The sequence below is a fragment of the Paenibacillus haidiansis genome (assembly GCF_036553665.1).
Lineage (GTDB): Bacteria > Bacillota > Bacilli > Paenibacillales > Paenibacillaceae > Fontibacillus > Fontibacillus haidiansis.
Genome location: NZ_JAZHPZ010000012.1, coordinates 57,460 through 81,364, shown reverse-complemented (window position 1 = coordinate 81,364; position 23,905 = coordinate 57,460). Strand labels below are relative to the sequence as shown.

21 protein-coding genes are annotated in these 23,905 nt (G+C 41.4%); all 21 read right to left on the bottom strand.

Going from position 1 to position 23,905, the window contains the following annotated elements:
- Window positions 1–11: 11 nt before the first annotated feature.
- The 21 genes from secA to aepX all read right to left on the bottom strand — a co-directional run bounded on the left by secA (window position 12) and on the right by aepX (window position 23,904).
- Window positions 12–2,519: a preprotein translocase subunit SecA gene (secA, locus tag V3851_RS19945; RefSeq protein WP_331848320.1), complete on the bottom strand. Its 2,508-nt coding sequence runs from the start codon at window positions 2,517–2,519 to the stop codon at window positions 12–14.
- 223 nt (window positions 2,520–2,742) lie between these two features.
- Window positions 2,743–3,306, bottom strand: coding sequence for a ribosome hibernation-promoting factor, HPF/YfiA family (gene hpf, locus V3851_RS19940; protein ID WP_331848319.1), 564 nt, complete (start codon window positions 3,304–3,306; stop codon window positions 2,743–2,745).
- 94 nt (window positions 3,307–3,400) lie between these two features.
- Window positions 3,401–4,498, bottom strand: a complete 1,098-nt coding sequence (locus tag V3851_RS19935; protein WP_331848318.1) for an FkbM family methyltransferase — start codon at window positions 4,496–4,498, stop codon at window positions 3,401–3,403.
- Between the two features lie 187 nt (window positions 4,499–4,685).
- Window positions 4,686–4,883, bottom strand: coding sequence for a cold-shock protein (locus V3851_RS19930; RefSeq protein ID WP_007132290.1), 198 nt, complete (start codon window positions 4,881–4,883; stop codon window positions 4,686–4,688).
- Window positions 4,884–5,105: 222 nt separating this feature from the next.
- Window positions 5,106–6,827, bottom strand: coding sequence for an FkbM family methyltransferase (locus V3851_RS19925; protein ID WP_331848317.1), 1,722 nt, complete (start codon window positions 6,825–6,827; stop codon window positions 5,106–5,108).
- Window positions 6,828–6,856: 29 nt separating this feature from the next.
- On the bottom strand, window positions 6,857–8,965 hold the full coding sequence (locus tag V3851_RS19920) for a glycosyltransferase (protein WP_331848316.1): 2,109 nt from the start codon (window positions 8,963–8,965) through the stop codon (window positions 6,857–6,859).
- 36 nt (window positions 8,966–9,001) lie between these two features.
- On the bottom strand, window positions 9,002–10,069 hold the full coding sequence (locus tag V3851_RS19915) for a glycosyltransferase family 2 protein (protein ID WP_331848315.1): 1,068 nt from the start codon (window positions 10,067–10,069) through the stop codon (window positions 9,002–9,004).
- Between the two features lie 54 nt (window positions 10,070–10,123).
- On the bottom strand, window positions 10,124–11,323 hold the full coding sequence (gene pseC, locus V3851_RS19910; protein WP_331848314.1) for a UDP-4-amino-4,6-dideoxy-N-acetyl-beta-L-altrosamine transaminase: 1,200 nt from the start codon (window positions 11,321–11,323) through the stop codon (window positions 10,124–10,126).
- A gap of 43 nt (window positions 11,324–11,366) precedes the next feature.
- Window positions 11,367–12,314, bottom strand: a complete 948-nt coding sequence (locus tag V3851_RS19905) for a dTDP-glucose 4,6-dehydratase (RefSeq protein ID WP_331848313.1) — start codon at window positions 12,312–12,314, stop codon at window positions 11,367–11,369.
- A gap of 42 nt (window positions 12,315–12,356) precedes the next feature.
- A complete protein-coding gene (gene pseI / locus V3851_RS19900; RefSeq protein WP_414859335.1) occupies window positions 12,357–13,403 on the bottom strand; it encodes a pseudaminic acid synthase in 1,047 nt (348 codons plus the stop codon).
- On the bottom strand, window positions 13,393–14,352 hold the full coding sequence (locus tag V3851_RS19895) for a methyltransferase domain-containing protein (RefSeq protein WP_331848311.1): 960 nt from the start codon (window positions 14,350–14,352) through the stop codon (window positions 13,393–13,395). The genes pseI and V3851_RS19895 overlap by 11 nt, the downstream gene beginning before the upstream one ends.
- On the bottom strand, window positions 14,336–15,412 hold the full coding sequence (gene pseG, locus V3851_RS19890) for a UDP-2,4-diacetamido-2,4,6-trideoxy-beta-L-altropyranose hydrolase (RefSeq protein ID WP_331848310.1): 1,077 nt from the start codon (window positions 15,410–15,412) through the stop codon (window positions 14,336–14,338). Before pseG ends, V3851_RS19895 begins: the two co-directional genes overlap by 17 nt.
- A gap of 6 nt (window positions 15,413–15,418) precedes the next feature.
- Window positions 15,419–16,090: an HAD family hydrolase gene (locus V3851_RS19885; RefSeq protein WP_331848309.1), complete on the bottom strand. Its 672-nt coding sequence runs from the start codon at window positions 16,088–16,090 to the stop codon at window positions 15,419–15,421.
- Window positions 16,087–17,025, bottom strand: coding sequence for an ATP-grasp domain-containing protein (locus V3851_RS19880; protein WP_331848308.1), 939 nt, complete (start codon window positions 17,023–17,025; stop codon window positions 16,087–16,089). Before V3851_RS19880 ends, V3851_RS19885 begins: the two co-directional genes overlap by 4 nt.
- Window positions 17,026–17,048: 23 nt before the next feature.
- Window positions 17,049–17,777, bottom strand: a complete 729-nt coding sequence (locus tag V3851_RS19875; RefSeq protein ID WP_331848307.1) for a glycosyltransferase family protein — start codon at window positions 17,775–17,777, stop codon at window positions 17,049–17,051.
- 171 nt (window positions 17,778–17,948) lie between these two features.
- Window positions 17,949–18,641 (bottom strand): CDP-alcohol phosphatidyltransferase family protein, encoded by a 693-nt coding sequence (locus tag V3851_RS19870; protein ID WP_331848306.1) that lies wholly within the window; start codon window positions 18,639–18,641, stop codon window positions 17,949–17,951.
- Window positions 18,642–18,643: 2 nt separating this feature from the next.
- Window positions 18,644–19,321 carry a phosphocholine cytidylyltransferase family protein gene (locus V3851_RS19865; RefSeq protein ID WP_331848305.1) on the bottom strand — a complete coding sequence of 226 codons (678 nt, stop codon included), beginning with the start codon at window positions 19,319–19,321 and terminating at the stop codon, window positions 18,644–18,646.
- Window positions 19,322–19,355: 34 nt separating this feature from the next.
- Window positions 19,356–20,459: a phosphonoacetaldehyde reductase gene (locus V3851_RS19860; RefSeq protein ID WP_331848304.1), complete on the bottom strand. Its 1,104-nt coding sequence runs from the start codon at window positions 20,457–20,459 to the stop codon at window positions 19,356–19,358.
- The gene (locus V3851_RS19855; protein WP_331848303.1) at window positions 20,443–21,168 is read right to left on the bottom strand and encodes a phosphocholine cytidylyltransferase family protein; all 726 of its coding nucleotides are present in this window, start codon (window positions 21,166–21,168) and stop codon (window positions 20,443–20,445) included. The genes V3851_RS19860 and V3851_RS19855 overlap by 17 nt, the downstream gene beginning before the upstream one ends.
- Window positions 21,168–22,307 (bottom strand): phosphonopyruvate decarboxylase, encoded by a 1,140-nt coding sequence (gene aepY / locus V3851_RS19850; protein ID WP_331848302.1) that lies wholly within the window; start codon window positions 22,305–22,307, stop codon window positions 21,168–21,170. Before aepY ends, V3851_RS19855 begins: the two co-directional genes overlap by 1 nt.
- Window positions 22,291–23,904 (bottom strand): phosphoenolpyruvate mutase, encoded by a 1,614-nt coding sequence (gene aepX / locus V3851_RS19845; RefSeq protein ID WP_331848301.1) that lies wholly within the window; start codon window positions 23,902–23,904, stop codon window positions 22,291–22,293. Before aepX ends, aepY begins: the two co-directional genes overlap by 17 nt.
- Window position 23,905 lies beyond the last annotated feature (1 nt).

Below are 23,905 nucleotides of genomic sequence, written 5' to 3'. Positions count from 1 at the left end.
GCTGACCAGGTTTAGGCGTTTTGCCCATGGCAGTGCTTGTATTTCTTGCCGCTGCCGCAAGGACAAGGGTCGTTGCGCCCGATTTGCTCACCGCGATGGACCGGACGCTTCTCGGCCGGTTCGCCGCTCGTGGAGATTTTGCTCTCGTCGACGACGGCTTGACGCTCCTGGTTGCTTTCCACTCTGGCTTTCATGATATACGTGGCGACTTCTTCCTGAATGCTGGCAATCATTTGATTGAACATTTCAAAGCCTTCGAATTGATATTCGCGCAGCGGATCGGTGCCGCCGTAGGCCCGGAGGTGAATCCCTTGACGCAATTGGTCCATCGCGTCGATATGATCCATCCATTTGCTGTCGACCGCGCGAAGGGCGATGACTTTCTCGAATTCGCGGACCATTTCAGGGCCCATCGCTTCTTCACGCGCATCATATTTTACCATAACCTTTTCGAAAATAAAATCCACGATCTCGTTCGGCTCTTTGCCCCACAGGTCGTCCTTGGTCACGGCACCTTCGTCGAGCAGCTTGCTGTTGACATAGTCGGCGACTTCCTGGAGTTCCCAGTTTTCCGGGATCTCGTCGGCGGTATGCGCTTCGACCACGCGCTCGATAACCGGCTTGATCATATCGATGATGATCTGTTTGATATTTTCCGATTCCAGCAATTCGCGGCGCTGCTTGTAAATTACTTCACGCTGCTGGTTCATGACATCGTCATATTGCAGAACGACTTTACGCATGTCGAAGTTGTTGCCTTCCACCCGTTTTTGGGCGGATTCGACCGCGCGGGTGATCATTTTGCTCTCGATCGGCTGATCTTCTTCAAACCCGAGGCGGTCCATCATATTCAGAACGTTGTCGGCGCCGAAACGCTTCATCAGTTCGTCGCCGAGTGACAGATAGAACTGGGTCGAACCCGGGTCGCCTTGACGCCCGGCGCGGCCGCGCAGCTGGTTATCGATTCGGCGGGATTCGTGCCGCTCCGTACCGATGATATGCAAACCGCCCAAATCCGGTACACCATTGCCGAGCAAAATATCGGTACCGCGACCCGCCATGTTGGTGGCGATCGTCACGGCCCCCGGCTCACCGGCGCGGGAGATGATTTCGGCCTCTTCGGCATGATACTTCGCGTTGAGCACTTTATGCTGCACGCCTTTGCGCTTCAGCATTTCCGACACTCGTTCGGAGTTCTCGATCGATACCGTACCGACCAGAACCGGCTGCTTCAGCTTATGGCGATTGACGATTTCATCCACAACCGCCTTGAACTTTCCTTCCTCGCTCTTGTAAACGACATCCGGGAAATCCTGGCGCTGGTTCGGACGATTGGTCGGCACCTGAAGCACTTCCAGCCCATAGATCTTCTTGAATTCCTCTTCCTCCGTCTTCGCCGTACCGGTCATCCCGGCCAGCTTGCGGTACATGCGGAAGTAGTTCTGGAAGGTGATCGTGGCCAGAGTCATACTCTCGTTCTGAACCTCGATGCCTTCCTTGGCTTCGATCGCCTGGTGCAATCCGTCGCTATAGCGGCGGCCTTGCATAATCCGGCCCGTAAATTCGTCGACGATCAGCACTTCGTCTTCCGTTACCACATAATCTACGTCCCGGCGCATAATCACGTTCGCCTTAAGCGCTTGAACGACATGGTGGTTCAGCAAAATGTGCTTGTGATCGTACAGGTTTTCGATGCCGAACGCTCTCTCGGCTTTGGAAACCCCTTTTTCGGTCAGGGAAACCGCTTTAACTTTAATATCCACGGTGTAATCTTCTTCGGGCTTCAGCGTCTTCACGAAGCGGTCGGCCGCGTAATACAGCTGGGTCGATTTCTGAGCTTGTCCGGAAATGATCAGCGGGGTACGCGCTTCGTCAATGAGGATGGAGTCCACTTCGTCAATAATACAGAAATAGAGCGGGCGTTGTACCATTTGTTCTTTGTACAGCACCATATTGTCGCGGAGATAGTCAAACCCGAACTCGTTGTTCGTGCCGTACGTAATATCGCAGGCATAAGCTTCCTGCTTGTCATGATGCTCCATGCCATTCAGGTTGACCCCGACGGTCATCCCGAGGAAATTGTAAATCTGTCCCATTTGGTCGCTGTCGCGCTGCGCCAAATAATCGTTGACCGTAACGACGTGCACGCCTTTGCCGAGGAGCGCATTCAAATAAACCGGCAGGGTCCCGACCAGGGTTTTACCTTCACCGGTTTTCATTTCGGCAATCTTGCCTTCGTGCAGGGCCATCCCGCCGACGAGCTGCACGTCAAAATGGCGCATGCCCAGCGTCCGTTTGGATGCTTCTCTAACAGTGGCAAAAGCCTCCGGCAAGAGCTCGTCCAGCGTTGCGCCATTCTCGATCCGTTCCCGGAACTCGGCGGTTTTCGCTTTCAATTGCTCATCCGAAAGGGCTTCAAATTGCGGTTCCAATGAATTAATATAATCTACCGTCTTCATAAGACGTTTGACATCACGTTCGTTCGTGTCGCCAAAAATCTTTTTTACTAATCCCAGCATGGTTTACCCCTTTCACGCATAAACAGATGATTTGCCTAAATTGTAACAGTTTGTAAGGGATGCCGCAACAAGCGCCGTCACTGCCCGCATTCCCGCCAAACCGTCTTCTATACGAATAAAGAGCCCTATCCGCGCGCGGATAAAGGCTCGTTCCTTTAACTGCCATGCAACAATTACCACACTCATTCAAACAATCTTCACAAGCGGCCGGTATCTCTCTCGCTTATGCTTTCTCGATCAGCCCGTATTTCCCGTCGTTCCGCTTATAGACTACGCTGATTTCCTCCGTGTCGATATTGGCGAAAACAAAGAAATTGTGGCCGACCATGTTCATTTGCAGGATCGCTTCCTCCACATCCATCGGTTTGAAGTTAAACCGTTTGGTGCGGACCAGCTCCATCTCCTCGTCGGTGTCCGTCTCATCCAGCGTAGCCACGGTACCGTTTGCGGCCGGGTCTTCGACGAACAAAGTTTTCAAGCTGCCTTCCTGGCGAAATTTACGGTTAATCTTTGTTTTGTGCTTGCGGATTTGACGTTCCAGCTTGTCCGCGACCGCATCGATCGACGCATACATGTCGTCACTGCGATCCTCCGCTCGAAGCACAACGCCGGTAAGAGGAATGGTGACCTCCACCACGTGCAAGCCTCGTACGACACTCAAGGTGACGTAACCATCTGAGGTAAGGGGTGCATCAAAGTACTTGTCAAGCCGGCTGAGCTTCTTGTCTACGTATTCTCTCAAGGCCTCAGTCACTTCAATTTGCTGTCCACGAATACTATAATTCATAGGGCACTCCTCCTTTGCTTTGCACCTTCATTATACCACAGGTGTTAGCCCAAAGTAAAAATTGTAAACGGGAGGTTAAGGGCGCCCTAACAGCTTATTTTCTGCCAAAATACACTTCTTCTCTGAATAAAACAAGATTCTCCCCTCTAATGAATGTTACAAAATTATAATTAGATACGGCATTATAAAAGGCTTTGCTACAACCTGGCTTCATAACATCATGCAATTCAATTATCAGAACCTTTACCTTACTGAGCCATTCCTCATAATCCGAAGTGAAAAGCTCTCTTTCGGCCCCCTCAATATCCAGCTTTAGAATATCAATTTCCTGCCCAACATAGTTTGCCATTAACGAAGAGATGGTGACGGCTTTAAAAGCATCCGGATCCGATTCACTAGTCTCTTCAACCATTGCTCCCCATTTGTCCAAACCATTATCCTTTACCTTGAGATGCGTGTCTTTATTCCATAATCCGGAATTTACTGTGGTGATATGTTTATAAGGCGCCGTATTATACTGCAGTACTTCATAATTAGATGCTTCCGGTTCTATTGCAACGATTTGCGCTTCCGGGTAGGCGTTGGCGAATAATACACTACCATACCCAACGTTGGCTCCTCCATCAATAATAAGCTTTGGAGAAAAGGAAAGTGGAAAAATATAATCGCGCCCCTGGAAGATTTGCTTATACACTGTCGGATCGGATGTTCCCAGTCTTACGTAAACGGGGAATTTCACCCCTGGCTCTTGCAGCATTTGGACTGAGTATTCCTTTAAAAAGGCTGGCCCCGAATCCAGCTTATCGTTAATCTCATGAACTAAATCCGTTGCCTCGTTTGTTTTGTGATAAATTTGGTTTAAATAATCCAGTGAAAGTCTATCCTCGCCTAATTGATGTAAAATATAACCCATATTATACAGAGCATCCGCGTAATTTGGCGCTAGCTCTAGTGAGCTGTTTAACAACGGGATTACATAATCGTAATTTTGGGACTGCCAGAAATAGATTGCCAAATTATTGAGCAGTTCATTTACAGTCGCCAATTGGCCGTAAGATCGCAAAATAAGCTCTGGTAAATCCTCGGCAAGAACTTTTGTCTTCAAAATGGTCTGCACCAACTCGCTCAAAAAAACAGGATCGTTTATATCTCGAATTGGAAAGTCAAATATCGTTACAATTTCGTTACTCACATTATCCCCCGTTGCTATAAATTTATTTGCCAATAAAACGGCTTATAAAATTTATCGGTTGTAAACCGTTACCTGATTACTGTTGGGAATAAATAAAGACCCCGGGATTTATCCCAGGGTCTGTTGCTAGCGAATCTTCAATTCTTAACCATCGTACCGTTATATGTAGGTCGGCTGTGCCGGATGATTATAATTTGATTACGTTAGCTGCTTGCGGTCCACGTGCGCCTTCAACGATTTCGAACTCGACGGATTGCCCTTCTTCCAAAGTCTTGAAACCTTCAGATTGAATTGCGGAGAAGTGTACGAATACGTCGCCGCCTTCTTCAGTTTCGATGAAGCCATAACCCTTCTCTGCGTTAAACCATTTAACTTTACCTTGCATGCACTAACATTCCCTTCATTATCAAATAAGAGTGTAGCCTTGTAACCAAGCCTCCACATTTCTGACTATACCACCCAAAGTTCTCCAGTGTCAATTACCAAGGAATAGGTTTTACTGTAAAAATAATGTAAATCCTTGTCGAAATGGATTATTCATGTGGTTAGTTCAAAGTGGTCTCTTATTAATTATTAACCAAACCGAATCGTACCGAAACAATACTTCCTATAGATTTTTCGGCGCATAAATATAATTACTGTAATCGAAGCCCGACAATGCGCGGTCGACGATTTCATAATTTAGTTGATTAAGCAATCGGTTAACTCTTACTAATGAGCTATCTCTAATTTCTAGCCATAATATTGGGCGATGATCAAGCAAAGTTTGCTTCATGCCATTAATTACCTCGAGCTCTAAATTATCAACGTCTATTTTTACAAATTGGGGGGGAAGTAAGTTTAAATCGTCAATTTTAACAACAGTCGTAGCACCTGTTTCACTATACAAGAGATGAGACGCTCCTATATTTCCATCAAAAATACTCATTTCCCCTTGCGTATTTATGTCTGATACAGCAGCTTCAATAATTTCAACATTGAAAAATTGATTATCCCTCAAGTTGGCAGCTAATAATTCCTTTACTTCCTTTATTGGTTCAAAAGCATATATTTTTTGTGGTTTGGCATACTTGGAAAAATATAATGAATGGTTTCCTATGTTTGCCCCTATATCATATATCACGCTGGCTTCCGGGATATGTTTTAGAAATTTATCAAGATCTTCTCTCTCATAATAATCACGGTTCTCCCCAATGATTCTTCCAATAAAGTCATCTTTAAAGACACGGATTGTAACGTTATCTTTGAGACTGAATTGTTGTGAGTTGGTATCTTCTTCGGGTACAGGGCACTGATTCAGTTTATTTTTTATGGTGTTTATTAATCGGAGACATCTTTGTCTTGTCTCTTCATCCAATACGTCTAACATTCGATCAATGTAATACATCACGTTGTATAAATTATTTATGCATTTAAGAAACAAAGTAATATCCAAAGAGGTTACCCAGGAATCAAAGGCATTCAGTCCTGCAAAACGAACCGCTTTATGATCGGAAAGAATGGCCCGGCTTAAATGGACCCATTCATCGAAGATAAACATATTGGTAAAGTACGTTTCCAATTGGTCCTTTTCCTCTTCATCCAGTTCAGCAAAAAAGGATTGGATATCGGACCACATCATCAAAGAGTTCTGAAGGGTGATGTCCGGAGACATGGATTGGGTCAGCGATCTTGAAACACCGTCTCTTGATCTGTAAAAATATACAGTCTCCGGCAATGTATAGATACTCTTTGAGTTGATATAAGTATATATTGCAATTGGTATATCTTCTCCAATCGCTATCCTTTCATTAAATCTAACTTTGTTGATTAGCTCTCTTTTGTAGAGCTTCCCCCAACAAAAGAAAAAGTTAAAAAATTCCGGATAGTCTGTAATTCGTTTAGTCCCCCCTACCGATAGAGTTGGGTATTTAATAAATAATTCCGCTACGGCATTTCCATGGCTAGTCAGGTTATTATAAGTTCCCGTTACGATATCCGCTTGGGTTCGAATAGCTGAGACATACATTTTCCCCAGCGCTGCCGGCTCGATCAAATCATCGCCATCCAAAAAGAAAACGTATTCTCCTCTTGCGATTTCCAACCCTTTATTTCTAGCTGCAGCTACTCCATTATTCTGAGGATTTCGTACCAAAACAATCATAGAATGAATTTCAGCTAATTTCTGAAGTATTTCATAAGTTCCATCCATGGAATAATCATCGATGACAATGATTTCAATTCCATTCATCGTACTTTGAGTGACCGAACGAATCGTATCGGTGATATATTCGACTACATTATACGCTGGGATAATAACACTGACTTTAACATTATTATTACCGGACATCATTCAGCCCCCATTTATTTCCTATAAAATCATCTTGATTGAGATGTCAGTGCCTCTCCCAGTTTAAAGATCAAGTTACTGATCTCTCTATTGGGCTCTCTAATTTGAATTAGAACCTTATACGCATCCTCTATGGCATTTAATTTTATCAGATTTAATCCAAAACTGACTAAAGTTTCTCTATCGTCTGGTTTTTCCTCCAAGGATCTCTTATACATGGGAATGATCCAGTCATATAATTCGAAAGCATAGCAACTTCTTGCTATTTGGGTTAAAGTCTTTGATTTATGAACAATCTCGGACTCAACGACCTCTAAAACTTCATCGCATTTTATCCCATTGTCTCGTACAAAAGTAAAGAACTGGTCAATGTTATGATCCGGCTCAACATAATATTCGATCCTCAAAAGATAATATTTAAGCTTCTTGCGCTGCTCTACCTTTTTGGTTAAGTTAGTTTCAATTTCATGAATCCACTGATTCAACTCAGGGCTCTTGTTGGGGATTTTCTTAAACCATTCGACTGCCGATTGCTGCTCTCCCAAAAAGTGCATGATTCTTCCTAAATTAAATAACGTATTGGGATCCTTTGGGCTTAATTCATACGCCTTAGTTAAATAAGGAAGCACCTCATCCAATACATTCTTTTCAAAATTAGCCATGGCTAATGTATTAAGAAGCTCGGTTGCAGATTCCTTGTATTGACTAAAAAGAGATATAATTTGATCCATACTGTATTGTTCCAAGAGGGTACTTAACGCTGCTTCATCGGGATTTTCTATAAAATGATCAAAAGCAGCATGAATCCCCTGGTGAACCACTTCTCTTGTTGCACTAATGATAAAATTCGAAACGTTCCATTCCTCGGGAAGTTCGTGGCCTGACAATTTTAGCGTGCTTTCCTTCAAAATGAAGTCGTCATTAGTCTCTTGATTAAGAACATAGTCCACATTCAGTTCTTGGAATCCCGCTTCTTCGAAAGCGATTGAAATTTCGGACAAACTCCAAAAGTTCATTCCCTCTCTCCATATCCCGTCCCTAAGAATTTTTTGGATGACATTACGGTTACGAATATTGGGGAAATCAACCAAAACTTGACCCGTGGGAGTTGCATAATGAATAATATTTTGCAAAAAGTTTACCAGTTCAACAATATTCGACGTATTATTCCGCAAAATAACCAGATCAAAGCCGTCTTTGTCTAACTCGGTTAAATCACTATGCAGGAATACGGCACCTTCGTTGCCGACAAGATGGCGAGCAATTCCCCGCGCCCTTTCCGATTTTTCAATGCCGTGAATATGCGCTTGCGGAAATTGCTGCCGTAAATTTAATAATGTAGCGCCACATCCGCTACCAATTTCCAACACGGAAAGAGCATCTTCAGTGGAATAATTATTCAGTGCCGTTAATATATTCGCTTGAGGATTCATATAAGACCACGGGAAACCCCATTTTTTATAGAAAGAAAGTGCTGAAGGGACATCTTCCCCCTCTCGCTTCGAACTGTCCTCATGGTGTACGAAAGCCGACCGGTTCACCGCCAGCTTATAATTGACTTCTACTAGTCTTAGAGAAAAGTCCGCTAGAATCAAGCTACCCTCGATTTTCTCATCAAATCCGCCAAGTTGGTCAATGACGGATTTTTTTAATAAGACGCAGAAGTCGGACAAGATAAGAGTATCTTCGAGTGTCAGTCCACCATCTTCCAATTTATCCGCAAAAATCAACAATTCATCTATAGTCGCATAATTAACAGGAATGGTTTGGTTCTCCCCGGCTTGATTCGAAACAGGACCTACGCCGGCATAATGTGGTGAAAGCTCCAAACTATGCAAAAGCCGCGGTAACAAATTAGGTGTTAAAATGGTATCCGCATGCAACAATAAAACATAGTCCCCTGAAGCAACCTCTAACCCACTATTCCAGGATTGCGCTTGAGAGGAACATTTATCCGTTATGGGTGTAATAATATCTTTCTGTTCTGTTAGCCATTGTCTAATTTCCTCATCGGCGCCGCGTTCAACAACAATAATTTCATATTTAATTCCATTAATGAACGTCCGAATGCTATCGACACACGTTATTAGTTCCGGTAATGCATTGTCGGGACTAATTATGATACTGACTGTTTCCATATGGCTGCTCCTTATTATTTTCTGCGATGATTTCTTTTAATTCATTAGTAAATTCAACCGGGTCATTGAAGGTTCATAGTTTAAAATTGCCGCCTCTTTATAACATGTGGATGCCTTTTCTTTATTCCCCGTAACTTCATAAAAAACGCCCAGGTTATGTAATGCCGCAAAACTACCGGTACCAATAACACTATCATATTGATCGGTTTCTCCAATTTCCAAGCATCTTAAATAAGACTGCTCGATTTGGGGCAAATAATTGATATATTTCGCTGTATTGCTCATGATCAGATCCAAGTAAAATACACCGGAGGCAAAATGAAAGTCGGAGAATTCCCAAAGGAATTCTTTCTCTCTTTCGATTAACTGGAGTCCTTCCTCAAGATGACCCGTAGCTAAAATCTCATACAGAAGATTAACAATCACATAAGGAGCGTACATTTCTTGTCGGGTTATCCGTTTATAAGCCTCTTGCAAATGAAGATAAGCCGCATTGTGATCATCGATGCCTTTATATTCCTTTGCAATTTGATAATGATAGTAAGGATCATTTGGATGATCCTGAATTTCCAACTGTAAAATCGGAATATTCCTACCTGATTTAACCTTTTGATAGTAACCGTCATGTTGAACTTCCACGGAAAGTTTCACACGAGGTAAGTCGGACTGGACCTGTTCATGTATACGACCTTTATAGTACAATCCCCGGGGAAACAATCGAGAAATAAAACATTGAGCGTAAGCGACCCCATTCTTATCCTGATATTTATCGATTCTTTTGACCCTTCCGATCGCTTGGCCGCCATCCATAAACTGGCGTATCGCTTGGCCGCAATCGTTGGAAATGTATTCGTCCGCATCAAGCACCAGGTTCCAATCCGAGGTTGATCTCTCTAATGCATAGTTTCTTGCTTCCGCAAAATTTTGATTCCATTCAAAATCGAACACTCTGGCCTGATAGGACAAAGCAATCTCCTTTGTATTATCAGTGGATCCGGTATCCACCAAAATAATTTCATCCACTAGAGGTACAACACTATCCAAACACCGGGCTAACGTAGCAGATTCATTTTTGGCAATCATTACGAGTGATAAAGTCGGCATAAAGTTATCCTTCTATACTAGGGAGATTTTATATTCAGGAATATACTAAAAATCTTAGAATTGAGCATAGTACTTGCTATATACGGTCTTGATCGCATCAATAACATCCTTAATATCCTGGTCCTTCATTTTCGGAAATAGCGGAATAGTCATTGCGGTTTGATAATAAGTCTCCGCATTAGGACATAATCCGGCAGCATACCCCATTTTTCTATAAAACGGCTGTAAATATACTGGAATATAATGAACATGAACACCAATATTCAATGTACGGAGCTCATTAAATATTGTTTTTCTGTCTGCACTAAAGTGACGGGGATCCCATCGGAGTACATATAAGTGCCACGAGGAATCTGATAACGGATTTTGCTTAGGCAGGACAAGACCCTTCATTCCGGAAAAAGCTTCGTTGTAGACATTAACAATTTGACGTCTTCTCTTTATAAATTCATCCAGCTTGTCCATTTGGCTTAAACCCAAAGCGGCTTGAAGATCAGTTATCCGATAGTTATAACCAAGCTCCTGCATTTCGTAATACCACGGACCGTCATTTTCAATAAGATCATTCGGGTCCTTCGTCATTCCATGATTGCGGAACAAAAGTAGTTTCCGGTAATAATCCTCATTGTCCGTTACGATCATGCCGCCTTCACCAGTTGTGACATGCTTGACCGGATGAAAACTAAACATGGTCATGTCCGCCCAGCCACCAATTTTCCGTCCGGCAAAGCTCGCTCCAAGGGAATGGGCGGCGTCTTGAATTAGCACGATTCCATGTTCTCTGGCAAGCATAGAAATACGGTCGATTTCCACGGGCTGTCCCGCAAAATCAACCGCAATGATCGCCTTTGTATCATCCGAAATTTTCAATTCGATTTGTTTCGGATCTATATTATAAGTATCCAAATCGATATCCGCAAATACGGGCGTCCCGCTTTGATAAAGAACGCAATTGCTGCTGGCCAGAAAAGTAATCGGCGTCGTGATGACCTCGTCCCCTTCGCCGACCCCCGCGGCAAAACAAGCCCCATGAAGCGCAGCCGTACCATTTGCAAATGCGACGGCATACTTCGCCCCAACATATTCGGCAACCTTGGATTCAAACCGTTCAATGGTTGGACCTTGGGTAATAAAATCCCCACGCAGTACCTTAACAACCGCTTCTATATCCTGATTGTCAATCCATTGCTGACCATAGGGAAGCATAGATGAACGAACGGAATTTACAGTTGATTGATTCTGATTTTTTTCCATATGGCAGGGTCCCCCTTCTTCATGTTAGCTGTCATATTTGATACTACTTTAAGCCGCCATTTCGGATCCAATCGGTTGTACGGGCAATTCCTTCCTCCAAACCGACCTCCGGTTCCCATTTCAGGAGGCGCTTCGCTTTATCCGAATTACATAGCAGCTTCTGAATCTCGCTTTGGGGGTGAATGTGTTTCACATGTTTAATTCTCGAGCTGTCACCTGTTATGAAGAGCGCCAAGTCATTAATAGGGATGTCGCGGCCAAGGCCGGCATTAACAATCTCCCCGTTTACCGTATCCGAGAATCCGGCAGCAACGACAAATCGTGCGCAATCCTCGACATAAAGAAGATCTCTTGTTTGTGTCCCATCCCCATAAATGTGCAAATCCTTGCCGCTCAAATGATTATTAATAAAAATCGCTACGACCCCGCCTTCACCGCCCGTCTTTTGAAACGGTCCGTAGGTATTGAAAGGCCGAATGACAACCGTAGGCAAACCGTAAGTATGGTAATAGGAAAGCACCATGTTTTCTGCGGCCACTTTGGAGCCTGCATAAGGGGATGCCGGCTTCGTCGGATGCAGTTCAGTGATTCCGGTTTGGTCGTTGCATCGATCATAAACCATGCAGGTACTCATAAAGACGAGCTTTGTTTTATACTTTTTGCATTGTTCCAAAATATAAAACGTTCCTACCGTATCATTGTTAAATGTTGTGCGCGGATCATCGATCGAGTCTTGGACGTTAATGGAGGCGCCTAGATGATAACAGATGTCAAATTTATGGGCCGTGAAAAGTTCCTCTAACAGGAGCTCATCCAAAATGGTCCCTTTAATGAAATGTTTTAAACCCGAGTGTTCGCGGAACTCCTTCAAGTTTTCTTCCCGACCATTAGACAAGTCATCCAGAATCCACAGATGATGGCCATCTTCAAGCAGTCTTTTGGCAACCCAACGGCCGATAAAACCGGCGCCACCGGTAAGTAAAATGTTCATACAGCTATTCCTCCAAAAAATCGAATTACTCGACCTATTATATTACAATAGCTCCCAGGTAACTGGAGTACCTTTGGGGGCATCTTTCCCAATACGTTTTCCCAGTATTTCATCCAAATACTTCGTAGGAAGCCCGAGACCCGGACGGATTGCTTTTACATTTTCCTTTGTAAAAACCTCTCCTGCTTTCATGTTCCTTGAAATATATAAAGAACGCCGATGCTTGAGCGATTCCTGCTCTCGTTTCGTTGCACCATATGTGATTTCACCCAAAGCCAGCCAAGCTCTTTCCGATTCAGTCACTAAAGCTTCAAGCTCTCCCGGCTCCATGGAAAATGCCGAATCGACCCCTCCATCCGCACGATTAAGAGTAAAATGTTTTTCGACAACAGTGGCCCCCAAGGCTACACTGGCCACGGAAACTCCTATTCCCATGGTATGGTCGGATATACCAACTTGGCAACTGAACAACTGTTCCATATGGGGAATTGTCAGCAGATTCGTATTGTCGGGAGCTGCCGGATATGTACTTGTACACTTCAACAATACGATATGCTCAGCCCCTGCTTCCCTTGCTGCTCTTACCGTCTCGTTCAGTTCGGCCACAGTGGCCATGCCGGTAGAAATAATGATCGGTTTTCCTGTTGCCGCTACTTTGCGAATCAGTTGAATATCCGTATTTTCAAAGGAGGCAATTTTATAGGCTGGAACATTCAACGATTCAAGGAAATCGACGGCTGTTTCATCAAACGGGGTACTAAAAGCAAGCAATCCGAGCTCTGCACATTTTTTGAAAATCGGCTCATGCCATTCCCATGGCGTGTATGCTTCTTGATACAACTTGTATAAAGATGTTCCTTTCCATAAGGAATTTGGATCCTCGATGAAAAAATCGCCCTCATCAATATCGAGCGTCATGGTATCGGCCGTGTATGTTTGAAGCTTAACGGCATCCGCCCCTGCCTTGGCAGCGGCCTCAACAATGGCAAAAGCACGCTCAAGCGAATGGTTATGATTTCCCGACATTTCAGCGATGACAAAAGGTTTGTGTTGCTTTCCGACCCAACGATCACCAATTCTAAATTCCATATCGTTCATCTTCCTCTCCCTGGAAAAAATCCATAAAGTGTGTGGCTACTATCGCGTTCTGGGGTAGCAAGCATGGGATGCCGTCAATGATCGGATAAGCCAACATGCTCTCCGGAGAATAATAGGCTGATTTCATTCTGCGTATAGGTGTTTTGGTGAGAGGGCAGCAGAGATGGGAAACAACGTTCTTTTCCTGAAATACACTATCTTCCTCCCGCTTGCGTATGACCATCAATCCGGTAGGATTCAAGGGATTCAAGGACACATCAAATAATTTGTGTTCAATGACATCATAGCCAAGATCCTTTGCGGTTTGATACAAATTGGTGACATAGCCATGAGACAGCATGCGTTGTTTTGCCCTGTCATCGGCGAATTCATAGGACGGCTCGAGAAGAACTAAATATTTGCGAGCGATACGGTAGAGTTCCGTCAATGCGTCCTGCTCCCGCCCCCCGTTAGGCTCGACGGCATGTACGGTAAATACAACGTCCATGCTCCGATTCATGAAAGGAGTCGCAAACATATCCCCAGTAAATAATTCAAGTTCATTTGAATTCAGACTAAGCTGATTTAGAAAGACAGATGCATATTTGACTCTGGACCAAGATAAATCAAATCCATAGATTTGATTTGGTTTCCGTTCCATTCGTTGCAGTACATTTCCTAGGGAGACTCCATCGCCGATGCCCGCCTCAAGAAGGGTGGAGATATCCCCTAGATCATCCAATACCTTCGCAAGACTCTCCGCAAATAAATCTCGCTTCGACCTGTCCTTATAATAACCCCTAATATAACTTCCTGCTTGCAGATCATAACTTATCAGGATATCGGAAACTGAATTCATCTTGCTCCCGGTATTATTTTTGAGAAAACGAATTATATTTTCCCGATTTGAAAATCGATGTTTCAATTCACTTAACATTTTCAAGTTATTTATATGATCCATCAGAGCTATACCTTTCTATGATTGAGGTTATCGGATGCGCCCTTCTCGTTTTTAAATTACTCATAAAAGCTATTGCCTGACTACTTTTAACCTTTAACTCTTCAGGGGTAAGCGCAACTCTTATCAGGACTTCTGTGATATCCGAAGAACTCACTTTACTGCTAAACCCTAAGTTCCATGCCAAGCCTTTTTTGGCCGCCTCCAGGACAGCTTCCTCTTGATTATCCGCAACAATGATTACGATTGAAGGAACACCCATGAAACATCTTTCCCACAAAGAAATCCCCCCGGCTCCGATTGCCAGGTCCATATTTAAAAGGAATTTCGCCATTTGATTCACTTGGGGATAAAAACAGACGTTTGGGATATTTTTACAGAGTTCTTGCAACTGAGACTGCCGAGGATTCGCCGGTCCAGCCACAACATGAAAATTGAACTTTTTCAATTGTAAAACATCCTTCTCTAATGCCGATAACACCTTCCCAAGCTCATCAGTCGGATCACTACCTCCAAAACTTACAAGGATGTTTTTGCATTCATCCCTTTCTTGTATTTGATCTGCGACTTCGAAAAACTCTTCTCTTATTAATGAATAGTTTGGGCCAAGCATCGGGATACAATGTTCCGGAATAAGAGAACGATACCTCTTTTCCAAATTTGCATATAAATTTTGGTCTATTATTACATCACAATCATGTCGCCGATTAGCCAAATCATCAATGATGATGATGCCTCTCGTAAAAGGTCGAACTAATGTTTCCCAAGTTATATCCAGGCTGTAATGATCGGTTATGACCCAGTCTACTTCCATAGGTTCTATAACTTTCAGAAACTGTTCCGCGTCCGAATGTTGCCCTACATTGCTTAGGCCTATTAAGTGTAGTGCATACCCCTTTTCAACAATCTTACCATGCATTGAATTTGGCAGTTCTTCTGAGCATACGAAACTAATGTTCAGACTGCTTATATGTTGCGTTAAATGTTGAGCCAGAGTTAAGCATCGCATAACATGACCGATTCCTAAATCATACGTAGCATCCACCCGAAAAACGATATTCATTGAACCTCACACTTTCCACTGATGTATGACATCAAAAATCTCTAGTAAATGATCAACTTCAGCCTCGGCACAATATCGTTCACTTAATTTCAAATTACTGTACGGTCCCCTTTTTATTTGAATCGTTCGGAAACCTAAAGGCTTAATTCCAATAAAATCTTTGTTCGGGTTATCCCCGATATATACAATATCGGCAGGAGGGCGTTTTTCGATTTGAGATATTTTTTGGAAACAATACGGGGAAGGTTTGGAATGCGCTCTACCATAGCGATAAGTAATAAAGCATTTTTTTATTCTGGGGTATAAACCTAGCGCCTGAACCTTGCTGTGCTGTACAAGCTTGTTTCCATCTGTGACAATATATGCAGAACCCTCGGGAAGTCGTTGCAGCACTTGCTCAGCATCTTCCAAAAGTTTGATTTGAGGTATATGCTGACGGTAGACCGATAGACTTTTACGGATATTTCGCTGTGTCTCCAAACCATAATCCCTTAAAACCTCATTAAATACTGATCCTCTTCCTTTTTGTTCGAGCGCACTCCACATCTTCCGGAAAGCCTCGTTCGCCGACACCTTAAACTCTTGCGATAAATATCCGGCAACTGCCCGGAATCCGCTTCTAACAAAAGTAATCTCTTCGTATAACGTATCATCCAAATCAAAAACGAACACAGTCATATGATGAAGTCCTCCGCATGGCGTATAAGCGTTTTTTCCTTAAGAGAACGTTTAAATGGGAGTTCACTTGAAGGAATCCCCCGGCTCTCTTGTATAAACCAATAAAAACTATCCAGCCCCATCGAAAGGCTTAATGTGGATGCTCCGCCAAACCGCGCATTGCATTCGATGATGTGGGGGGTGCCGGATTGATCCACGATGAATTGGAACATAACATGCCCTTTTAGACGAAAATACTCAGCAATTTCCCCAAACATTTTTTCATATCCGGGATGATGAAAAGAAGCGGTTATTTGAGACTCACCCGCCTCAACATAATTCCGCTTCCTAACAATAACCCCCTTAGTTTGGTAATTCTGGTCAACGTATACATCCGCACTACATTCCACCCCATCAATGTACGGTTGAAAGATAGGTATCCTTAATTGCATTGAATAACGGAGTGCCTGATCCCGATTCAACCGTATCCCAACCTGCTTAGAAGCAGCCCCAAAGCGTTCTTTAACTACGTAATGATCAGTATCAAACTTTACATCTTCAAAAGATGGAATAGACGAAAATCCTACTTCATTTAATTTTTGTGAGAACAGTAATTTATCGAGGCTAAGTTCAACTGCGCCTATATCAGAAATCATGGTATAAATTCCCTTTTCCCCTAACTTCCCCCGATACTGAGCAAAATAGCTGAGTTCTCCATCCCTACTGGGAAAAACTACAGTTATGTTTTTAGTCAAGCAATACTCTATAAAATCTTGAATAGGAAGTCGCGATAGCGGAGGACAATGCCAATATTCGTCAACAAAGTATCGCCCGATACATTGATCGTTTGTATCCGCTCCAAATAGGAGGGAAGTCCCCTCGATTTGATGCAATGCATCCTTTATCGCTTTTAACATCGGTACCTTTTTCGAGATGCTCATCACTAACACGTTCACAGTTGATCCTCATTTCCGAATAACTATTCACCTGAATGAGCTTGCTCAACATTGGCGTTAATCCTAACCCATTCAGGGTGCATTTTCAGTAATTCCAATGTTTCATCCCATCCAAATACCGTTCCTTTATAAAGGTGGTTATAAATTCTCAAGATCAATTCCCAATCCTCCGGTGTGTCCAAGGTAAGCCGGTATTGCGACTCATCTTTTTCATTCACCATAGTATGGATGTGAAATATTTCAGGATGCCGATAAATAAATGGAGTTACATGTTCTTTATCATAATCCGTTTCTGCCTGTTCATAAGCCTGTTCAAGGGCTGCAAATGTAAGTATCTCTGAATCTAATCCACGAGGGTAGGAATTGGCTAACTTTACTCTCGCATAGTCATAACCGCCAGAGACAAATTCTTGTATTAACTTTTCCGTAGTAGCTGGATCGAGTAACGGACAATCTGAAGTTACCCGAATGATGACCTCAGCTTTTGCAAGTTTTGCAGCCTCATAGTATCTACTCAACACATTATTTTCGCTGCCGCGATAACAAAAGACCCCATACTTCTCTGCCTCCGTTGCAATCGCATCGTCTCTCTCCAAATTTGAAGTAGCGACAACAACATTTGAAACAGAAGGTATAGTCTTACTCCTAGTTATAACGTGTCCTAGAACCGAACGGTCTTTTAATAATCGTAAAACCTTTCCTGGCAATCGGGAAGAGCCCATTCGTGCTTGGATGATTGTCGTAATGTTCATATATTCTTTTAATCCTTATCATTAGTTTGAAGGGTCTATTCAAAAAACATAATATTGGATAAAAAACAAAAAAAGTGAAAATGGTAAAATGAAAGTGTTTCTTCACCTATAATATCAATACGTGTGGTGCATCTTTATGGACTTGTAGCTTGAACATGTTACCTATCACCACTATAAATGACTCGGTTTTGACGCGGAGCTTTTTGTCTTAATACACTCATATACACGGTATAACCAGTCCAAATTTTTAAGTATAACAATAATTAGAATCGCTTGTGGTAACCACCCGAATATAGCCGAAATGGAAATGATAAAAAAGATGCTAAAAATATCGAAGCCTGGTATTATTCCTCGATCAAGAAACCACTGTTTCCATTTAGAACGAACAAGTTTGTTTTTTCTTGAAAAGGGCAATACATATTTATGAACGACTACCAAATCAACCAAAATTGTAAGAGGTAAAGCAATGCGTAACCATACAGGCAAGTCCGCCCCAAGAGCTAAGCCGAGAAATAGAACCCACCTAACAGTTTGATCACTAATCTGATCCAATTTGGCCCCAAAAGGAGTACACCGGTTTGTAAGCCGGGCCAAGTTTCCATCCGCTCCATCAAAAAAATGATGGAGTTGAAGCAGAACCGCCCCTAAAACCCAACGTTGAAGAAAAAAAGACACCCCTGCTCCTATACCAAGCAATCCGGTAAAGACTGTTACCAAATTGGGGGTTAATTTTAGATCATAAACTAACTTAGTAAAAAACGGATCGATCAAATGCGCATAGAATCTATTTATTGCGTATTCATATTCTCTCCGTTTCCTAACTACATATTTACGTTTGAAAGCAAGATACTTTTCAATTAGCATGTTCATTTCCCCAATTGTTGATTGACCATGTCTAAATCTTCAGGAAAGTCAATTTCTGTACATAATACATCGGATATATTCACCGGGTAAATTTTCAAGCCTCTTAATATAGCATTTTCAATTCCTTTTTCAAAATAATCAAAATCATCGCAGTTTTCTAGCTGTTGAATAAGTAACGAAATATCTTCCCATATTATTTTGTTAATCCCCACAGCTTCACCTTCAGGATTCTCTACTGTTTTTGATACATTGATGATGAATCCATTAGAATCAGTAATATACTTAACTTCTTCTCCCCCTACTTTTGCTGTATTTACCGCCATACAAGAGACGGGATGTCCAATTAAACGCCCTATAATTACCGGATCGAATACTACATCCCCATTCACCCAGATAACATCTTCGTGAGGAACCTTTTTTAATGCTTTCAATAAGCTTTTAGATGTATTCGTAGTATCAAAGTAGTCATTATAAATAAAAGAGGCATCTGGTACAGCTTCCATAATCAGTTCCTTTTTAAATCCCACCACGATAGAAATATCGTCGATACTAACGTAATTCAAAAACGCTTTTATTTGATTCTGCATAATAGTGTTTCCATTTGACAATTTAGTTAGCGATTTCGGATGAGGTTTTCCTAATCTGGAACCAATACCAGCTGCTAAGATAATGATTTTCATAATTAATCCTCAATCGATTTTTTTACAAAAAATATTATGAAAACTGAGATACAAAGTTGGAAAATAACGCATTTTCATCAACCAGACTATTCTGTGACCGAGAAATCTGTGATAATTGACCCTTTATTCTATATAAGTCCTCAATAGTAATGTTATAATCTTCAAACGAACAAGACACTCCCAAAGAGCCAAACCATTCAACAAAATCTTTCTTGGAAATTTGAATAAGCTTTTGTTTTACTAAAGGATCAAACACATCTAAACTCAATGCGGTCTCTAATATAAATGGAAGAGTAAAGCTGCATGCGATTCCATGCGGCACAGATTTTTCAAGGGTAAAACTATATGAAATTGCATGAGCTATAGCAGTTTTGGTATTAGAAAAGGCAAGCCCTGCTTTACAAGAAGCTAGCATGATTTTTTCTCTAACATCAAGATCACTAAGATCCTCTCGCAACCTCGGTAAATACTTCATTATATCTTCGATAGCTTCAAGTGCAAAATGTGTAGAAATCGGATTGGAATTAATATTCCACAAAGCTTCAAAACTATGCGATAAAGAATCAAGCCCTGAACTAATAGTAATACTTTCAGGGAGCGATACTGTAAGGTGAGGATCATAAATCGCATGCTTACACCATAAATCTGGCAAATGCAAAGAATACTTTCGACTCTCCACTGGATCCCAAATTGTGGCCCATGGAGTAATTTCGCTACTCGTTCCAGACGTAGTCGGGATAGCAACTACAGGGCAGATAGTATATTCAACATCAACTCCTAAATGTATTAATTTTGTTATTGATGTGAAGTTACCTTCTTTTGTTCTAACAGATAATACTTTTGCAGTATCAATTACACTCCCTCCCCCAACTGCTAGAATAATATCGAAATCATATCCATATGACTCTTTATATAAATTTCCAACAGTTTGTAAAGATGGATTAGGGCTAACTGAATCAATTATGAAAAAAGAATTGTTAAGTTGCTTTTCTAGTTCAGTTACCAAACCACGATTGACGAATCCTTTAGATGTTACTAACAATACCCGCAGATCTTTCAAGACATTCGAGGCCATTCTAATAGCATCATAACCAAAATGAATATGAACTGGGTTGAAATAATTAAAACTTTTTATCACCAAACACCTCTTTAGCACGCTTATAGTCGTCAAGAAAATCTATCTCGATCCATCTCTTCCCGTCGACAGAAGAACATAAAATTCTCTTTCCCTTTTTAGCCAAACTGGTAAAAGCCTTAGTATCATATTCATTAAGATTGCCGGTAGCTAATAAATGCTCAATCTCAGTCATTAAAGGGCCAGGATCTTGTATTACTGCCAGACCAGTCCATTCTCCTGCACTTTCTAATGGTGCAATTTCTTTTGACGACTCAACTAAAAAATTATTGTGGTCTACTTTAACCTTCATAGCCTCTTCATCAGTTTGGCCAAACTCTGTAACTAAATTGATATCCCATTCATCAAAATTCTTATGATGTATTAAGGTTCTAACAATCTCTTCATCATAAATGACATCACCATGCAGATATATAAAAGGCTCATTCACAACAAAATGCTTAGCGAACCACAAGGAACCCATATTATTACAATGCTTGTAAAAGGGATTAAAAATATATTCAACATTATTACCAAGTGACTCTCTTATCATTTGATCCTTATATCCTACAACTACAGCAATTCTCTCAACCCCATTATTTATTAGATAATTTACAGATCTTTGTAATATTTCTACTCCACTAATTTCTAATAACCCCTTTGGTTTTTCTAAAGTAAGCGGATAGAGTCTACTTGAAAGACCTGCTGCTACAATAACAGCTTTCTTAATCATCATACTTCTCCCTTAAGATGTTGTATTAACCTCTCTTTGACCTCATACGGTTTAATCCGAGGTCTTCCGAGATTCTCAACAGTACCTGGAAAAATTTTGATGTATGCAAACGTCAACCCCTTGTTAGATTTCCAACGGTTTAATTCTACAATTAACTCATCAAGATTGTGAATGTAAATGGAGTTGCTATACCCCACGTCCGCTGCCAAGCTAATAAAATCAATGCCACCTGATACTGTCTTTTGCCCCCCCGTTGATTCATGGGCATTGTTATCTAGTAACAAATGAAACATATTAGAAGGTTTATAGTAGGCATTAGTCGCAATCGCTCCCATTCGCATCAAAAAAGAGCCGTCACCATCTATAACTACAACATTACTCTTCGGACTTGAAAGTGCTAAACCTAGGCCTAAAGAGCTTACTGCCCCCATTGAACCTACCATATATAAATTGTTCGGTAGATCCCCCACTTCATACAGTTCCCTACCTGTTAAACCCGTAGTAGCCAAATTAATATCAAGTTTCTTCGTTAAGCGAGTGATTTCTGATAGAACTTCGGATCTTTTAGGAAATTGATCCTCATGTGACCGAGTTATTTTTCTCTCATTAAGCGGGATTTCAATTCTTTGTTCCAATAATAACTCTTTTTCAAATGTTCCTTTCTTCACGACAAAGAAAAAAGATTCCCCACTCTCAATAAATTCATTTGCTGTTACCAATTGAATCATTGCTTCTTCAATTTCATGAGACAGAAAGGCCCAATTTATTCTCATCACATCTAGTAAATCAGTTGTTATTTGTCCCATCAATTCATGTTGCGGTTCATCTTTAAGACCACTTTCACCTCTTAGACTCACAAAACCAAGGACAGGGATTCTAAACGTATAATTTAAAGAAGTTAGAGGTGAAATTGCATTAGTTAAACCAGAATTCTGGCATAGGAAAACAGATTTTCGCCCACCTAAATAAGCCCCCGCGCAAACAGCAACCGCATCACCCTCATTAGCAGCCATAATATACTCACAATCATTAATAGCATAATTAATTAAGTTTTGAAGAAAAGAACAAGGTACCCCACTGTAAAAATTGAAGCCCATTTTTTTTAATCTATCCCCAAACAGTTTAGTATTTATTGGCATGAATTTCCTCCACCTTCAGCAAATCTACAACTTCATCAATATCCAACCATGCGCCTCTAATGAATTTGACTCCAATCCTATAACCATCTTTAATAATTTCATTAAACAAATCGCTCATACGCAACATTTTAAAATCATCTTTCAGAGCCATTCTTTCCAATGTTTTCCTTACAATCTGCGATCCGATCTCATTCATTTTCCATATACCAATAAATTCACCGTTAATTTCACTTTCTTTTAAATTAGACGACATTTTTAATAATTGAGTGGTATCTAAAAATAATTTTTTAGAATATGGTCTTTCGGTAATTATATAGTCGCGATAATCCTCTGTCTTATGTGTATCAGCATCTGCAACGATAGTGATATCATTCTTATCGTTCAGCAACTCGTTCAATATAAATCCTTGGTAGTAAATATCACCATAACTTACGAGCGAATTTTCTCGTAAATGCTCTTTAGCCAAGTATAGTGAGTATAATTCAGAAGTAGTAGAATGTTCATCATTATCAATCATTTTCGCGTTGGCCACTACTACCTTTTCTTTAGCAAATCCTCTAACCACTGTAATATCTTTAATGCCAATTTGGTTAAAAGAATCTATTTGATTTCCCAAAAGAGTCTTACCTTTAATTTTTAATAGAGCTTTAGGAATATCATTTGTCAACTTCCCTAGTCTTATTCCTTGAGAGGCGGCCAGTATCACAGCATTGATATTCATCCCGGCTGTCGGAAGATATTTCTTCTCGGCATCTTTCAACTCGTCAGCACCCTGTATGCGGAAGATTTCAGAGACAGTAGCAATTTCATCTTCAACATTAATAAGAGATTGATCATTGAAAACTCTACAAGATATCTTTTGCATTGCAGTAATCGATGCCCTAACGTTATGATTGGCCCAAATAACAAGATTTACCCCTAAATCTCTAAAATGATCCGTTGGAGTAGAATAATATTTTGTCGGTACAATCACCACAGGATGACGACCAGCCCATTCTTTCATAAACATCTCTATGTCAGATGGATTAGATTTTTTACTATGAATTAAAATCGCATCAGCTCCAGCCATCCTATAGGCTTCTGCCCTTATGAGAGCCTCCTCCAATCCCCATCCAGCAATAAATGCTTCTACCCTTGCTACAACATTAAAATCATCATCTTGTTGCGCATCTTTTGCAGCCTTAATTTTTCCGCAAAATTCATCAATATCAGCAAGCGGTTGTGTTTCTCCACTTATGAAAGAGTTAGTTTTAGGAAAAATCTTATCTTCTATACAAACTCCGCCAATTTGACGTTGTTCCAACTTCCTCACCAATCTCCTCATATTGTTAAAATTCCCATAGCCGGTATCACCGTCGAGTAAGATTGGTATATTGGTTGCATCGCTCATGAATTCGAGCACTTCTAAAACTTGAGTCCAGGAAGCCTCATTATTATCCCTCACACCTAAAGCAGCAGATATCGATAAACCACTAGCCCAAATCCCCCTAAAACCGGCTTCTTCGACAATTTTAGCTGACAACCCATTATGCGCCTCCATAATAAAATCCAGTTTAGAAGAAACGAGCATTTCTTTTAAGCATGTGGTTTTCTTCATA

Bases quoted from the DNA above. Each gene is read 5' to 3' on its own strand.
- secA (WP_331848320.1), bottom strand. From the start codon at position 2,519: ATGCTGGGATTAGTAAAAAAGATTTTTGGCGACACGAACGAACGTGAT.
- hpf (WP_331848319.1), bottom strand. From the start codon at position 3,306: ATGAATTATAGTATTCGTGGACAGCAAATTGAAGTGACTGAGGCCTTG.
- V3851_RS19930 (WP_007132290.1), bottom strand. From the start codon at position 4,883: ATGCAAGGTAAAGTTAAATGGTTTAACGCAGAGAAGGGTTATGGCTTC.
- V3851_RS19925 (WP_331848317.1), bottom strand. From the start codon at position 6,827: ATGTCCGGTAATAATAATGTTAAAGTCAGTGTTATTATCCCAGCGTAT.
- V3851_RS19920 (WP_331848316.1), bottom strand. From the start codon at position 8,965: ATGGAAACAGTCAGTATCATAATTAGTCCCGACAATGCATTACCGGAA.
- V3851_RS19915 (WP_331848315.1), bottom strand. From the start codon at position 10,069: ATGCCGACTTTATCACTCGTAATGATTGCCAAAAATGAATCTGCTACG.
- pseC (WP_331848314.1), bottom strand. From the start codon at position 11,323: ATGGAAAAAAATCAGAATCAATCAACTGTAAATTCCGTTCGTTCATCT.
- V3851_RS19905 (WP_331848313.1), bottom strand. From the start codon at position 12,314: ATGAACATTTTACTTACCGGTGGCGCCGGTTTTATCGGCCGTTGGGTT.
- pseI (WP_414859335.1), bottom strand. From the start codon at position 13,403: ATGGAATTTAGAATTGGTGATCGTTGGGTCGGAAAGCAACACAAACCT.
- V3851_RS19895 (WP_331848311.1), bottom strand. From the start codon at position 14,352: ATGGATCATATAAATAACTTGAAAATGTTAAGTGAATTGAAACATCGA.
- pseG (WP_331848310.1), bottom strand. From the start codon at position 15,412: ATGAATATCGTTTTTCGGGTGGATGCTACGTATGATTTAGGAATCGGT.
- V3851_RS19885 (WP_331848309.1), bottom strand. From the start codon at position 16,090: ATGACTGTGTTCGTTTTTGATTTGGATGATACGTTATACGAAGAGATT.
- V3851_RS19875 (WP_331848307.1), bottom strand. From the start codon at position 17,777: ATGAACATTACGACAATCATCCAAGCACGAATGGGCTCTTCCCGATTG.
- V3851_RS19870 (WP_331848306.1), bottom strand. From the start codon at position 18,641: ATGCTAATTGAAAAGTATCTTGCTTTCAAACGTAAATATGTAGTTAGG.
- V3851_RS19865 (WP_331848305.1), bottom strand. From the start codon at position 19,321: ATGAAAATCATTATCTTAGCAGCTGGTATTGGTTCCAGATTAGGAAAA.
- V3851_RS19855 (WP_331848303.1), bottom strand. From the start codon at position 21,168: ATGATTAAGAAAGCTGTTATTGTAGCAGCAGGTCTTTCAAGTAGACTC.
- aepY (WP_331848302.1), bottom strand. From the start codon at position 22,307: ATGCCAATAAATACTAAACTGTTTGGGGATAGATTAAAAAAAATGGGC.
- aepX (WP_331848301.1), bottom strand. From the start codon at position 23,904: ATGAAGAAAACCACATGCTTAAAAGAAATGCTCGTTTCTTCTAAACTG.